This is a genomic window from Pseudomonas sp. HS-18 (assembly GCF_020401845.1).
GTDB classification, from domain to species: Bacteria; Pseudomonadota; Gammaproteobacteria; order Pseudomonadales; family Pseudomonadaceae; genus Pseudomonas; species Pseudomonas nitroreducens.
The window spans coordinates 1,728,492-1,743,132 of record NZ_CP084413.1 but is presented as its reverse complement, the minus strand read 5'-3'; the positions used below and the strand labels follow the sequence as shown (position 1 = coordinate 1,743,132).

Sequence of the window (14,641 nt, the reverse complement as noted above, 5' to 3'; positions counted from 1 at the left end):
CGCACCCATGAAAACTCAGCACACCGACAAACACTTAACCAAACGGAAATGCAGACATGACCAATATGACACCCTATTCACAATCCGGGCAGGATGAAATCGACTTCATACTTAAAAAAGGCGAATCCGCTAGAAAATGGATACTACCCGCAAACAAAACTATAACTTGGTCAACACTTGCAAACCAAGACACAGGAGTACTCGGGTCAAATTTCGGATTCACAGACCCCGCTCAAAAATCACTAATCAGCTCAGTACTCCAAAGATATTCAGAAGTGACAAATGTCAACTTCCTCTATACCTCCCCTTCCTTCAGCCCCGTGGCCGACCTACTGATATATAACATGCGCACCGACGCTTATAATGGCGTAGCCGTCGTCAACCCAGGCGACCAATATGCAACTATCGGCTTACGTGTTGAACATCAAAACACCCCCCAAGGCTGGGCAGTTACAGCTCATGAGGTCGGACACATTTTAGGCCTGCAACACACACATGAAAAAATCAATAACGAATGGATCTACTCCTCCAACGCTTCAATGTACAACAAAATCGATACAGTCATGTCATACAATAGCGTAAGAAAATTTTACTATGAGTACCAAGCAGAACCAACCGATTTAGGTATTTATGACATCGCCGCAATTCAATATCTTTACGGAGCAAATACCTCATTCAACAGCGGCGACACGATCTACAAATACTCATATGTTCCATTCTATAGCACGATATGGGACGGCGGCGGTATAGACACAATCGATCTCAGTAACTTCACATCCGGATCAAATCTAAATCTAAACAATGGAACCCGCAGCGACATATTTTTCAGACCCACCAACGAGACATTTGCATCGCACGTTTTCATGGGTGCGCGCGCTTTAGGCATCGCCTATGGAGCCAACATAGAGAATGCTCGAGGCACGCAGGGAAATGACACCATACAAGGAAATGAATTAAACAACATAATATGGGGGGAGAATGGTGACGATGTAATCTACGGAAACGCGGGAAATGACATCCTATATGGCGGCGCGGGCAATGATATTCTGGATGGCGGCGCAGGTAATGACATTCTCGATGGGGGCACGGGTACCGATACGCTCAGAGGTGGAACGGGCGACGACCGATACATCATTGACAACGTAGGAGACGTTATCATAGAGAACCCCGGAGAGGGATATGACTCAATCGAAATATTCGGCGCCTCCATATCTCAATACGCCCTCCCCGACAACATAGAAGGCATAAACTGCACTCAAGCCAGCGGCAATATGGCGCTAACTGGGAATAATTTAGATAATATAATAATAGGGACAAATGGTGACAATTTAATTACAGGCGGAAGAGGAAATGACAAACTTCAAGGAAACGGGGGTAGCGACACCTATATATTCAACAAAGGAGATGGCTCCGACACAATCCTGGAGGCTCAAAGAAGCACAAACCCATTCGACATTGACATTCTAAAGTTTGGCCAAGGGATAAACTTTGACCAACTTTGGTTTAGCAAGGAAAATATCTCCGGCTCGTTAGTTGTAAAAATCATAGGAACAAGCGACAAAGTTTCCATTGATTTCTGGTACCCCAGCAGCAGTGGGACCCCTAATTGGTCAGAGTGCTATATAGAAAAGTTCCAGACCAGCAACGGCAAAACCTTAAATTACGACAAGGTCGACCAATTAGTTAATGCCATGGCGGCGTTTTCACCTCCTGCACTTGGTCAGACCACCCTCCCCCCCCAACTATCAGCAAGCACTTGCACCGGTTATAGCCGCTGCTTGGAGTTGACGTAGCTTCGGCGGTGCTCGCAAGAGCATCGCCATTTATATATCCATGGATCAAAAAATGCCAAAATTCAGCATAATACTTACCGTCTACAATGGAGAGCAATTTCTCAACATCAATACATGAAGAGATTTGCGAGCAGCGTGACGATCTTCTTCAGACCTGCCAACGTTTCTGGAGTGGAAAAACTGTGAAGATCAAAGTTTCATCTTTGGTGCCAACCTTGCGGCTCGCCTGTCATTTAATCTAACGCAACGACGCCGAGTCGAGCGCCTCACAGAAGTGCGGAAAGTGGCGCTCGACAAGTACGTCCGGCAGGATGAACTGTGGAAAGCTCTTCGATGAATTGTTTTTGTGTAGCACATGTAAGCACAAACCGGAGTCATCAACAGGAAGAGCGATGTGTGCACCCCTGTTGCGCGCCGCCGTTGCAAAAAGCCCATCCTCGTTGAAAGAAATTGGCTCGAACGGATGCTCGGCCCAGAGACGTTTCGTATAAAAATAGCTAAAACCGAATCCAAGATGGTTCTCGAGAAACGCCTGACTTCCTTCAGGAATTTCGTGAAGTGTAACCGGTCTACCGCTCCAACAGAAATGCAAACCGGCCTTGCACATCAGATCCCAATAGGCAAATTTTTTATACACTCTGCTATAGATGAAGAATGCGCTTAGCTTTACAAAGTCAGCCCCATGCAACCGCATCTGGCCAAGCATCGCTGCAAGATAATTTGGCGCATAGACTTCATCATCATCAAAGTGGGCGATAATATCGCCCCTGGCAATTTCATTGGCTAGATTGCGCTTCTCGCCGATTGTCTTTCGCGAAGGCAAATGTCGATAAACAACTCGAGAATCACTCAAGCTTTCCATAAAAGCACTTGGTTTATCACTGTCATCGATAACTACCCATTCCAGAGACTCTACACTTTGCGAGCAGAACGAACGATAAGCAAACGGTAGCAGCGACTCACGATTCCATGTGGGGGTTATGACGCTTATTGCGGGCTTAACCGCGACAGAATGCCGGCTAGGTGACATGCAAAAATCCCTCCTTTATTGATTTTTCATCCTATAGCGATACTCTCGAATAAGCATCTAACTGGAAACCTGTGTAGAGAACCAATTTCAAACCGTGAACCAACGCATGAACACACTATCAATTACAAACTCTTTACCCCCATTAAATCCCTCTGTCCCAACAACTAATAATCAAGAAGCTCAAAAGCCAGCACCGCCCTAACCTGGGACACTCAAATAAAATCTATCCCATACCTTTCAGGAATTCCTGACAGCAATTTCCGAATTACTTAAACGGAATTCCCCTGAAGATATCGGCATCCCATACTGGAGACATTTCATGCGCCAGCGCCAACCCAGACTGTCAGTACAAACCATTGTCGATGCGCTCAACAGCGGAGCCCCCGCTCGTGGTGAAGCTCTGGCGCGACAACTGCTTCGTAGCCAACCGCGCAACGCCGAGGCTCTTCATTTGTGCGGAGTCGCCTGTCTAAGCCAAGGCAAGGCAACACTGGCGCGAGAGTTGATCAAGCGCGCCCTAACCGTACGCAAGGATGCTACCTATTACTTGAATTTGGCTCTGGCCGAGCGAGCACTGAGCAATGACAACGCCGTGGAGGAGGCATTCCGGTGCTGCCTGCAACTACAACCACGGAATGCACAAGCGGCCAACAACCTGGCGAACCTCTGTAACAAGCAACGCCGCTACGCAGAAGCCGAACAATTTTACCGCCAGGCCATTGCCAGCAACCCCGGCTACCTCCTGGCCTACAAAAACTTTGGGAACCACCTGTGCGAATGCGGCCAAAGTGAGACGGCTATTCCCGTTCTTACTCAAGCACTCACGCTGGGCCCGGATAGAACCGACCTCCAACTGGAACTGGCCAGAGCGCTACGAAATCGAAAACGCTTCAGCGAGGCCGCTAAATGGTTTGCCGAGGCCAAGCAATGGGACGATTTGCAATTGGCTCTGCGCACACTGGGTAGCTGGCCCCAACTGGCAGCAGTTGACACTGAGCTTCTGCAGAAACTGCAAACATCACCACAGGATGCGTTCACCCCCTGGAGCCTGATCAACTTGCCCGGACTTTCCCCGGAACTACACCGTGATGCCGCTCGCCACTTTGCCGAGTCGCGCTGGTCACAGGAGCTGCTCGCCTCACCCTTGAGCAGCGAGCCCACAGAGGGCGAATGCCTACGCATCGGCTACCTGTCCAGCGACTTCTATGACCACGCGGCGATGCACCTGATGATGGGCGTGCTGGAGGCGCACGACTGCGCCAGGGTGGATATCCACCTATTCGACTACAGCCCCGAGCGCGACGATGACTTCACCCGCCGCATCGCCGCAACTGGCCTGCACCGCCACAACCTGCGCGAGCTGTCCGACGAGGCGGCGGCGAAGCTGATCGCCGAGCAGCGCCTGCACATCCTGGTGGACCTGAAGGGCTACACCACCGGCGCACGCCAGGGCATCACCGCATTGCGGCCGGCGCCGGTGATCATAAATTGGCTGGGCTATCCGGGCAGCCTGGGGCATCCACGCCTGGCGGATTACCTGATCGGTGATCCGACCGTGACGCCAGCCGAGCACGCTGCGCATTTCAGCGAGACGCTGGCGCTGATGCCCCATAGCTACCAACCCAATGACCGGGACCGCCCCTTGAACCCGCCGCCTGGTCGAACGGAGGTCGGGCTACCGGAACAAGGCGTGGTGTTCGCCAGTTTCAACCAGTTGCTCAAGCTCAATCCGGGCGAATTCGACCTGTGGTGCCGATTGCTGCGGGAGGTGCCTGGGGCCGTGCTCTGGCTGCTGGAGCCCGAGGTCGAGGAGGCCCGCGACAATCTTCGGCGCGAGGCACAGCAGCGTGGAGTGGCCGCCGAACGCCTGATCTTCGCACCGCGCCTGAAGCAGGATGAACATCTGGCCCGTCTGTCCCTCGCCGACCTGGCCCTGGACAGTTTCCCCTGCACCTCGCATACCACGGCCAGTGATGCGCTCTGGGTGGGGGTACCGCTGATCACTCGACTGGGCGAGACCTTTACCAGCCGCGTGGCGGGAAGCCTGCTCAAGGCGCATGGTTTTGACGAACTGGTAGCGAAGGATGCAGAGGACTGCTTCGAGCGGCTGAAAGCCCTGGCCCTCAACGACAGCGCACGCACTGAGCTGCGCCAGCGGCTGTCGGCAGCGCGGATGGACTCGCCGTTGTTCGACACGGCGCGTTTCACCCGTAATCTGGAAGCCTTGTACCAGGCAATCTGGCAGCACCACTGCACCGAGCCGGAAGAGCGCTCCGAGGTTGTGCTGGCGGTTTAGTTGCAGGACCGAGGGGGACGCCCAGTCCTTGCTCGCGAACCCACCCGGCGCCGGAGCCGGGGGAAGCCTGTTCGCGAGCAAGCTCGCTCCTACAAAAGCAGGAGCGGAAGGGTCACTCCGCGCGGGCGTGCTCGACCTTGTCGGAGGCGGACCAGAGGCGGTAACGGACTTCGACGTCTTTCGGCGCGTAGATCACGATGGGCAGTTTGCTGTTGTAGCGCAGCACGAAGCCTTCACCGATTACCGGGACGAAGTCCTTCTTGCTCTTGCCCTCGGGGCAGGCCATCAGGGTGCTGGCCGGGCCGCTGACCTTGTCCAGGCGGTAGTAGGAGTAACCCCAGCCTTCCAGGGTCTTCTCTTCCAGGGTGCCGCCCAGGCGCTGGCGGTTGCAGTCGACGCTCAGCGTCTTGCCGGCGAGGATCTCGACCTTGAAGTTCTCTTCATGGGCTTGCTTGGGCAGATGGATGACCTGTCGGACGAAGCCGTCCTCGGCCTTGGGATAGGGCGCGACGTCTTCCAGTTTGGCGGCGTTGGCCAGGGTGGCGGTAGCGCTGAGCAACAGCGCGGTGGGCAGGGTGAAACGAGCGAACGGCATGAAGCCTCCTTGCAGAATTGAGGAACGAACGCACCGCGAGGATGCGTTCGTCCGAGCCTCTCTGACCGTCAGATTGTACGAATGCTCCTACGGTCGTGCCCTGAGTTGTATCAAGCTACTTCACCACCGGCCTTCGCCTGCTGTTCCAGGTGCGCCTGGAGTTCCGGGGCGAGGTTGAGGTTGTAGGCCAATTCATCGAGGTAGGTGCGCTCGGCGTCCTGCTGGTCGTCCACCAGCATCACGCTGACCAGGTACATTTCCGCGGCCACGGCCGGATCGCCCTGGGCGGTTTGCGCGACGTCCGCGGCGTCCAGTGGTTTCTGCATTTCGGCGTCGATCCAGGCCTGCAATTGGGGCTCGCCGGCGTGGCGTTGCAGTTCTGCCTGGATCGCCGCCTGCTCGCGCTCATCGATACGGCCGTCCGCCTTGGCAGCCGCGAGCATGGCAGTGAGTATCGCGTGGCTATGGGCTTCGGCCTCGGGGCCATCGAGCTGGTCGACGGTGGTCAGCGATTGCTGCTGCGAGGGATTGGCATTCTGCTGGCGCTGCCAGTTCTGATAGGCCTGGTAGGCCATCATGCCCAGCGAGGCGAGCATGGCGTAGTTGACGCCGCCACCCGTGGAACGCCCCTGGGGAGCGCCGCCGGAACTGGCGCCGCCACCGAGCATGCTGCCCAGCACACCGCCCAGTCCGCCCAGCCCACCACCACCGGAGCCGCCCGCGCTACCACCGCCGAGAATCGAACCCAGTCCGCCGCCTCCGCCGCCGCCCAGCAGCCCGCCGAGCAGGCCACCCAGGCCACCGAGCGGGTCCGCGCCACCGGCGCCGCCCTGTTGCTGTTGCGCCGCCGAGCCCTGTCCGGCCCGCAGCAGTTGTTCCAGTAGATCGGTTGTGTTCATGACCAGTCCCTCGCCATCGCGCGGTGTGCGTTGGGCAACGATAGTCCCGCCACACCGACGCGCCAGCGCCGTCCGCCAGCCGGCCCGGAATGGTCGGGACGCCCGGCGACGGAGACTGATGCCCGGCACCATCGGGTGCCAGGCGAAGCGGCGCAGCCGCGCCCTTTATCCAGCGGATGCGAGGAAGGTCACGCCACTCAGGCGGGCACCGCGTCCAGCGCCTTCTGCGCCTGGGCTTCCAGCTCGACCTTGAGGCCGGCGTCGAGACTCAGCTGGCGCGCCAGTTCATCGAGGTAGGCGCGCTCCATGAAGTTGGTCTCGTCGACCATCAGCAGGCTGGCCAGGTACATCTCGGCAGCCATTTCCTCGCTGGTGGCGGCGCGAGCGACTTCGGCCGGGTCCAGCGGCTTGGCCAGTTCGCGCTCGAGCCAGCCTTGCAGCTCGACGTCGCCAGTGAGCTTGGCAATCTCGCCATCGATCAGTTGGCGTTCGCGATCATCGATATGTCCGTCGGCTTTCGCGGCGGCGACGATGGCCCGCAGGATCGCGTGGCTATGCTGCTCGACCTGTGCCGGCGGCAGGCGGTCAACGGTCTGCGGCTCGCCGCGCGGAGCGCTGGCCTGCTTCTGCTGCCAGTTGCCGTAGGCCTTGTAAGCGAGCACGCCCAGCGCCGCGAGTCCGCCATAGGCGACAACCTTGCCGCCCACCTTGCGCGCCTTCTTGCTACCCATCAGCAGGCCCAGCGCACCGGCTGCCAGGGCGCCGCCACCGGCGCCGGACAGCAGGCTGCCCAGGTCCAGGCCGCCCTTTCCGCCTTGCGCGCCCTGGCCGCCGCCCTGCTGGGTCAGGCCCTTGTTCTGCATCAGTTCCTGCCCGGATTTGAGCAGTTGGTCGAGCAGGCCACGTGTGTTCATGGCGATCTCCGCTAGCTATCGAGATGAAAAGTCAGGCCCCCGACTCTAGCTCGCAGTCTTGTCACAGCGCAGACGCAGAGTGCTTCCGGATATTGCGGGCCTTTGCCGGCGGGTCCGCAGGGCAAATAGGCCGCTTTCATTCGATTAAAAAGAATGTTCCTATAGATTTTCGATAATCAACAATGAAATGCGCCGAGACTGGCTAGACAAGGCTCTAGATCGAGGCTCCGCGCACCAGCGGCCAATCACCATGATGACGCTCCGCCAGATCCGCCACTTCATCGCCGTTGCCGAGACCGGCTCGATCTCCGCCGCTGCCCAGGCAGTGTTTATTTCCCAGTCCACCCTGACCCTGGCCATCCAGCAACTGGAAGAAGAGATCGGCGTACGCCTGTTCGACCGCCACGCCAAGGGCATGACCCTGACCCACCAGGGCCACCAGTTCCTGCGCCAGGCACACCTGATCCTGGCCACGGTGGAGAACGCCAAGCGCAGCCTGCAGCAGAGCACCGATCAGGTAGCCGGCAGCCTCACCATCGGGGTGACCAGCCTAGTGGCGGGCTATTACCTGGCGGACCTGATCAACCGCTTCCAGCGCGCCTTCCCCAACGTGAAGACCCGCGTGGTGGAGGACGAACGCCCGTACATCGAGCACCTGCTGGTGAGTGGCGAGATCGATGTTGGCGTGCTGATCCTCTCCAACCTGGAAGACCGCCACGCCCTGCAGACGGAGGTGCTTACTCACTCGCCACACCGCCTCTGGCTGCCGGCGCAGCATCCGCTGCTGGAGCGCGACAGCATCGCCCTCGCCGATGTGGCGGGCGAGCCATTGATCCAGCTGAACGCTGACGAGATGGGCCTGCATACCCAGCGCATCTGGTCGCGCGCCGGACTCGTGCCACAGGTGACGCTGCGCACCGCCTCGGTGGAAGCGGTGCGAAGCCTGGTGGCGGCGGGCCTGGGCCTGTCGATCCAGCCGGACATGACCTACCGCCCCTGGTCGCTGGAAGGCGACATCATCGAGGCGCGGCCGCTGGTGGACCTGTCCGAGCCGTTGGATGTCGGCCTGGCGTGGCGTCGCGGCACCGCGCGGCCGGCACTGGTGGACCCGTTCCTCACCGTCGCCCGAGAGCAGCCGAACGCCAAACGCCTTTCGATCTAGAGACTTACAGCGTTCGATTTAATCGAACGGCGCTTTCAGTAATTAGAATTTGTCGACCCCACGCCCGGACTCTAGTCTCTCGTCCCATACCAAAGGGCCAAGTTCCGGGCACCGCCCCTACGCCGGAGCACGCACATGGCCCCCGAAAACAAGACAGATAAAAGACGAGTTTCCAAGATGACCGGCGCAACCCTGCATACCGCCTTGCTGATCGACGGCCAACTGGTCGCCGGCGAAGGCATGGCCGAGCCGATCATCAACCCGACCTCGGGCGAGACCCTCATCAGCATCGCCGACGGCTCCATCGATCAGGTCGAACAGGCCATCGCCGCCGCGCACCGCGCCTTCCCCGCCTGGGCCCGCACTACACCCGCACAACGTTCCGCCGCGCTGCTGGCCATCGCCGATGCCATCGACAAGCGCGCGAACGATCTCGCCCAGCTGGAATCGCTGAACTGCGGCAAGCCACTGCACCTGGCGCGCCAGGACGACATCCCCGCCACCGCCGACGTGTTCCGCTTCTTCGCCGGCGCCGTGCGCTGCCAGCAGGGCCAGCTCGCCGGCGAATACGTGCCCGGCCACACCAGCATGGTGCGCCGCGATCCGGTGGGCGTGGTCGCCTCTATCGCGCCGTGGAACTACCCGCTGATGATGGCCGCGTGGAAGATCGCTCCTGCGCTGGCCGCCGGCAACACGCTGGTGTTCAAGCCGTCCGAACACACCCCGCTGAGCATCCTGGCGCTGGCGCCGGCGCTGGCGGAAATCCTCCCCGCCGGCGTGATCAATATCGTCTGCGGCGGCGGCGAAGGCGTCGGCAGCCATCTGGTCAGCCACCCGAAGGTGCGTATGGTCTCGCTCACCGGCGACATCGTCACCGGACAGAAGATTCTCCAGGCCGCCTCGCGCACCCTCAAACGCACGCACCTGGAACTTGGCGGCAAGGCGCCGGTGATCGTCTGCAACGACGCCGACCTCGACGCCGTGGTCCAGGGCGTACGCACCCATGGTTATTACAACGCTGGCCAGGACTGCACCGCCGCCTGCCGTATCTACGCACAGGCGGGCATCCATGACCGCCTCGTCGCCGAGCTGGGCGATGCCGTGGCAAGCATCCGCTTCGCCCGCAAGCGCGACGCCGACAACGAGATCAGCCCGCTGATCAGCGCCCGCCAGCGCGACCGCGTGGCCAGCTTCGTCGAGCGCGCCCTCGGCCAGCCGCACATCGAGCGCGTCACCGGCGCCGCCGTGCATTCGGGCCCCGGTTTCTACTACCAGCCGACCCTGCTGGCCGGCTGCAAGCAGCAGGACGAGATCGTCCAGCGCGAAGTGTTCGGCCCGGTGGTCACCGTGACCCGCTTCGACCAGCTGGAGCAGGCGGTGGACTGGGCGAATGACTCCGAATACGGCCTGGCCTCCTCGGTGTGGACGCAGAACCTGGACAAGGCCTTCCAGATCGCCAACCGCCTGCAGTACGGCTGCACCTGGATCAACACCCATTTCATGCTCGCCAGCGAGATGCCCCACGGCGGGCTCAAGCGCTCGGGCTACGGCAAGGACCTGTCCAGCGACTCGCTGCAGGACTACAGCGTGGTGCGCCACATCATGGCGCGCCACGGCCAGCAACTGGATTGAACCATCCGGCGGGGTCGCCCGCCGGCACATAAGAAACGCCCCGACGCCAAGCCGTCAGAGGGATGTTGCTCGATTGAACTGCCCCACCAATAGAGACAACAACGAGAGGGAGACACCCGATGCGCAAGACCGCACTGCTCAGTGCCATCACCACCGCCCTGCTGGCCAGCGCCGGCGTCCAGGCCGCCGAGGCCCTGAAGGAAGTCGGCAAAGGCGAAGGCCGCCTGGACATCATCGCCTGGCCCGGCTACATCGAGCGCGGCCAGTCCGACAAGAACTACGACTGGGTCACCCAGTTCGAGAAGGACACCGGCTGCCAGGTCAACGTGAAGACCGCCGCCACCTCCGACGAGATGGTCAGCCTGATGGCCAAGGGCGGCTATGACCTGGTCACCGCCTCAGGCGACGCCTCCCTGCGCCTGATCTACGGCAAGCGCGTGCAGCCGATCGATCCGTCGCTGATCCCCAACTGGAAGAACATCGACCCGCGCCTGAAGGACGCCGCCTGGTACGTGGTCAACGGCAAGACCTATGGCGCGCCGTACCAGTGGGGCCCGAACCTGCTGATGTACAACACCAAGGTCTTCCCCACCGCGCCGGACAGCTGGAAGGTCGTGTTCGACGCGCAGAACCTGCCCGACGGCAAGCCGAACAAGGGCCGTGTGCAGGCCTACGACGGCCCGATCTACGTCGCCGACGCCGCGCTGTACCTGAAGGCCACCCAGCCGGAACTGGGCATCACCGATCCGTACCAGCTCGACGAGAAGCAGTACGCCGCCGTGGTCGAACTGCTGCGCAAGCAGCATGACCTGATCCACCGTTACTGGCACGACACCACCGTGCAGATGAGCGACTTCAAGAACGAAGGCGTCGCCGCTTCCAGCGCCTGGCCCTACCAGGCCAACGCCCTGAAGGCCGAAGGTCAGCCAATCGCCACCGTGTTCCCGAAAGAAGGCGTCACCGGCTGGGCCGACACCACCATGCTGCACGCTGAAGCCCAGCACCCGAGCTGCGCCTACAAGTGGCTGAACTGGTCGCTGGAGCCCAAGGTGCAAGGTGACGTGGCCGCCTGGTTCGGTTCGGTGCCGGCCGTGCCGGAAGGCTGCAAGGCCAGCACCCTGCTGGGCGGCGAAGGCTGCGCCACCAACGGCTACAACCAGTTCGACAAGATCGCGTTCTGGAAGACCCCGGTGGCCGAGGGCGGCAAGTTCGTCCCGTACAGCCGCTGGACCCAGGACTACATCGGGATCATGGGCGGCCGTTGATTTCGGCTCCCCTCTCCCTCTGGGAGAGGGGTTGGGGGTGAGGGCCCGGCCGTGTGCCGTGGCTTCCCTCACCCCGGCCCTCTCCCAGAGGGAGAGGGAGTTCCCGCCCCACCCAATTCGCATCGATTCACCCGTATCTCAGATTTACGGGCAGGGCCCGGCCGCGCCGGATTCCTGCCCCTTGGAGCGTGCACCATGACCACCCCCGCTGTTCAATTCACCCAGGTCTCCCGCCAGTTCGGCGAGGTGAAAGCCGTTGACCGGGTGTCCATCGACATCAAGGACGGCGAGTTCTTCTCCATGCTCGGCCCGTCGGGTTCGGGCAAGACCACCTGCCTGCGCCTGATCGCCGGCTTCGAGCAACCCAGCGCAGGTTCCATCCGCATCCATGGCGAGGAGGCCGCGGGCCTGCCGCCCTACCAGCGCGACGTCAACACGGTGTTCCAGGACTACGCGCTGTTCCCGCACATGAGCGTGCTGGAGAACGTCGCCTACGGCCTGAAGGTGAAAGGCATCGGCAAGGCCGAACGCCTGAAGCGCGCCGAAGAAGCCCTCGGCATGGTCGCCCTGGGCGGCTACGGCGTGCGCAAGCCGGTGCAGCTCTCCGGCGGCCAGCGCCAGCGCGTTGCCCTGGCCCGAGCCCTGGTGAACCGCCCGCGCGTCCTGCTGCTGGACGAACCCCTCGGTGCCCTCGACCTCAAGCTGCGCGAGCAGATGCAGAGCGAGCTGAAGAAGCTGCAGCGCCAGTTGGGCATCACCTTCATCTTCGTCACCCACGACCAGAGCGAAGCGCTGTCCATGTCCGACCGCGTGGCCGTGTTCAACAAGGGCCGCATCGAGCAGGTCGACACCCCGCGTAACCTCTACATGAAGCCAGCGACTCCGTTCGTGGCCGAGTTCGTCGGCACCTCCAACGTGCTGCGCGGCGACATCGCCCAGAGCCTGACCGGCAACGCCCAGCCCTTCTCCATCCGCCCGGAGCACATCACCTTCGCCAACGGCGAGCGCGCCACCTCGGACATCGAGATCAGCGGCCTGCTGCACGACATCCAGTACCAGGGCGCCGCGACCCGCTACGAGATCCGTCTCGACAACGGCCAGAACCTCTGCCTCAGCCAGGCCAACAGCCAGTGGGCCGACATCGACCTCGCCCACCAGCCGGGCCAGCGCGTGACCGCTCGCTGGGCGCGCGAGGCGATGGTGGTGCTGAACGAGGGCGCGTGAGATGGAACTGACGATGAATGCAGCGCTGCCGGCGGCCAGCAATGGCCCGCTGCGCCGCCTGTCCAACCTGCTCTACCGCAAGCCGACGCTGTACCTCTCGCTGCTGCTGATCCCGCCGCTGCTGTGGTTCGGCGCGATCTACCTCGGCTCGCTGCTGACGCTGCTGTGGCAGGGTTTCTACACCTTCGACGACTTCACCATGACGGTGACGCCGGACCTGACCTGGGCCAACTTCGGCTCGCTGTTCAGTGGCTCCAACTTCGACATCATCCAGCGCACCGTGCTGATGGCCGTCGCGGTGTCCATCGCCAGCGGCGCGGTGGCCTTCCCCATCGCCTACTACATGGCGCGCTACACCACCGGCAAGACCAAGGCGTTCTTCTACATCGCCGTGATGATGCCGATGTGGGCCAGCTACATCGTCAAGGCCTACGCCTGGACCCTGCTGCTGGCCAAGGGCGGCGTCGCCATGTGGTTCGTCCAGCACCTGGGCCTGGAGCCCGTGCTGAACCTGCTGCTGGGCATTCCGGGGATCGGTGGCAACACCCTGTCCACCTCCAGCTTCGGGCGCTTCCTGGTGTTCGTGTACATCTGGCTGCCGTTCATGATCCTGCCAATCCAGGCCTCCCTGGAGCGCCTGCCGCCGTCGCTGCTGCAGGCCTCGGCGGACCTCGGCGCGCACCCGCGGCAGACCTTCTTCCAGGTGATCCTGCCGCTGTCGATCCCCGGCATCGCCGCCGGCTCGATCTTCACTTTCAGCCTGACCCTGGGCGACTTCATCGTGCCGCAACTGGTGGGCCCGCCCGGCTACTTCATCGGCAGCATGGTCTACGCCCAGCAGGGCGCGATCGGCAACATGCCGATGGCCGCCGCCTTCACCCTGGTGCCGATTGTGCTGATCGCCGTCTATCTCTCCATCGTCAAACGTCTGGGGGCCTTCGATGCACTCTGAGAAAGCTTCCTGGGGGCTCAAAGCAGCTGCCTGGGGCGGGCTGGTGTTCCTGCACTTCCCGATCCTGATCATCTTCCTGTACGCCTTCAACACCGAGGACGCGGCCTTCAGCTTCCCGCCCAAGGGCTTCACCCTGCACTGGTTCAGCGTCGCCTTCGCGCGCCAGGACGTGCTCGAAGCCATCGAGCTGTCGGTGAAGATCGCCAGCGTCGCCACGCTGATCGCCATGCTCCTGGGCACGCTTGCTGCCGCCGCGTTGTACCGCCGCGACTTCTTCGGCAAGGAAGGCATCTCGCTGATGCTGATCCTGCCGATCGCCCTGCCCGGCATCATCACCGGCATCGCGCTGCTGTCGGCGTTCAAGACCCTCGGCATCGAGCCGGGCTTCCTGACCATCGTCATCGGCCACGCGACCTTCTGCGTGGTGATCGTCTACAACAACGTCATCGCGCGTTTCCGCCGCACCTCGCACAGCCTCATCGAAGCCTCGATGGACCTGGGCGCCGACGGCTGGCAGACCTTCCGCTACGTGATCCTGCCCAACCTCGGCTCGGCGCTGCTGGCCGGCGGCATGCTGGCGTTCGCGCTGTCCTTCGACGAGATCATCGTCACCACCTTCACCGCCGGCCACGAACGCACCCTGCCGATCTGGCTGCTCAACCAGCTGGGCCGCCCGCGCGACGTGCCGGTGACCAACGTGGTGGCGATGCTGGTGATGATCGTGACCATGCTGCCGATCCTCGGCGCCTACTACCTGACCAAGGGTGGCGAGGGCGTGGCGGGGAGCGGCAAGTAAGCCAACAGAACCCCTCAGGCCCGCCGGCTCAAAACCGGCAGGCCCCTAAAAAGAAACACCCAACCGAATTTGCACCACGTTCC

12 protein-coding genes are annotated in these 14,641 nt (G+C 61.3%); 8 read left to right on the top strand and 4 right to left on the bottom strand.

Annotation, left to right across the window (positions count from 1 at the left end):
* Positions 1–56 precede the first annotated feature (56 nt).
* Positions 57–1,793 carry a M12 family metallo-peptidase gene (locus tag LDJ84_RS08085; protein WP_226046173.1) on the top strand — a complete coding sequence of 579 codons (1,737 nt, stop codon included), beginning with the start codon at positions 57–59 and terminating at the stop codon, positions 1,791–1,793.
* A 238-nt stretch (positions 1,794–2,031) separates the two neighbouring features.
* Here the strand turns inward: LDJ84_RS08085 and LDJ84_RS08080 are convergent, their stop codons facing one another.
* Positions 2,032–2,823: a glycosyltransferase family 2 protein gene (locus LDJ84_RS08080; RefSeq protein WP_024765690.1), complete on the bottom strand. Its 792-nt coding sequence runs from the start codon at positions 2,821–2,823 to the stop codon at positions 2,032–2,034.
* Between the two features lie 319 nt (positions 2,824–3,142).
* On the opposite strand from LDJ84_RS08080, the gene LDJ84_RS08075 reads away from it, so the two are divergent.
* On the top strand, positions 3,143–5,119 hold the full coding sequence (locus LDJ84_RS08075) for a tetratricopeptide repeat protein (RefSeq protein ID WP_226046172.1): 1,977 nt from the start codon (positions 3,143–3,145) through the stop codon (positions 5,117–5,119).
* A gap of 112 nt (positions 5,120–5,231) precedes the next feature.
* Here the strand turns inward: LDJ84_RS08075 and eco are convergent, their stop codons facing one another.
* The 3 genes from eco to LDJ84_RS08060 all read right to left on the bottom strand — a co-directional run bounded on the left by eco (position 5,232) and on the right by LDJ84_RS08060 (position 7,527).
* On the bottom strand, positions 5,232–5,714 hold the full coding sequence (gene eco / locus LDJ84_RS08070) for a serine protease inhibitor ecotin (RefSeq protein ID WP_024765692.1): 483 nt from the start codon (positions 5,712–5,714) through the stop codon (positions 5,232–5,234).
* A gap of 110 nt (positions 5,715–5,824) precedes the next feature.
* Positions 5,825–6,613, bottom strand: a complete 789-nt coding sequence (locus LDJ84_RS08065; protein WP_024765693.1) for a tellurite resistance TerB family protein — start codon at positions 6,611–6,613, stop codon at positions 5,825–5,827.
* Between the two features lie 197 nt (positions 6,614–6,810).
* Positions 6,811–7,527, bottom strand: a complete 717-nt coding sequence (locus LDJ84_RS08060; protein ID WP_065084717.1) for a tellurite resistance TerB family protein — start codon at positions 7,525–7,527, stop codon at positions 6,811–6,813.
* 250 nt (positions 7,528–7,777) lie between these two features.
* Between LDJ84_RS08060 and LDJ84_RS08055 the strand changes: the two genes are divergently transcribed.
* The 6 genes from LDJ84_RS08055 (at position 7,778) to LDJ84_RS08030 (ending at position 14,558) form a co-directional block, all read left to right on the top strand.
* Positions 7,778–8,689 (top strand): LysR family transcriptional regulator, encoded by a 912-nt coding sequence (locus tag LDJ84_RS08055; RefSeq protein WP_024765694.1) that lies wholly within the window; start codon positions 7,778–7,780, stop codon positions 8,687–8,689.
* Positions 8,690–8,866: 177 nt separating this feature from the next.
* The gene (locus tag LDJ84_RS08050; RefSeq protein ID WP_024765695.1) at positions 8,867–10,321 is read left to right on the top strand and encodes a gamma-aminobutyraldehyde dehydrogenase; all 1,455 of its coding nucleotides are present in this window, start codon (positions 8,867–8,869) and stop codon (positions 10,319–10,321) included.
* A gap of 119 nt (positions 10,322–10,440) precedes the next feature.
* Positions 10,441–11,586, top strand: coding sequence for a putative ABC transporter substrate-binding protein YdcS (gene ydcS / locus LDJ84_RS08045; RefSeq protein WP_024765696.1), 1,146 nt, complete (start codon positions 10,441–10,443; stop codon positions 11,584–11,586).
* 195 nt (positions 11,587–11,781) lie between these two features.
* Entirely contained in the window at positions 11,782–12,810 is a 1,029-nt protein-coding gene (locus LDJ84_RS08040) for an ABC transporter ATP-binding protein (protein WP_038803388.1), read from the top strand.
* A 1-nt stretch (position 12,811) separates the two neighbouring features.
* The gene (locus tag LDJ84_RS08035; protein WP_038803387.1) at positions 12,812–13,762 is read left to right on the top strand and encodes an ABC transporter permease; all 951 of its coding nucleotides are present in this window, start codon (positions 12,812–12,814) and stop codon (positions 13,760–13,762) included.
* Positions 13,752–14,558: an ABC transporter permease gene (locus tag LDJ84_RS08030; RefSeq protein ID WP_024766933.1), complete on the top strand. Its 807-nt coding sequence runs from the start codon at positions 13,752–13,754 to the stop codon at positions 14,556–14,558. Before LDJ84_RS08035 ends, LDJ84_RS08030 begins: the two co-directional genes overlap by 11 nt.
* Positions 14,559–14,641 lie beyond the last annotated feature (83 nt).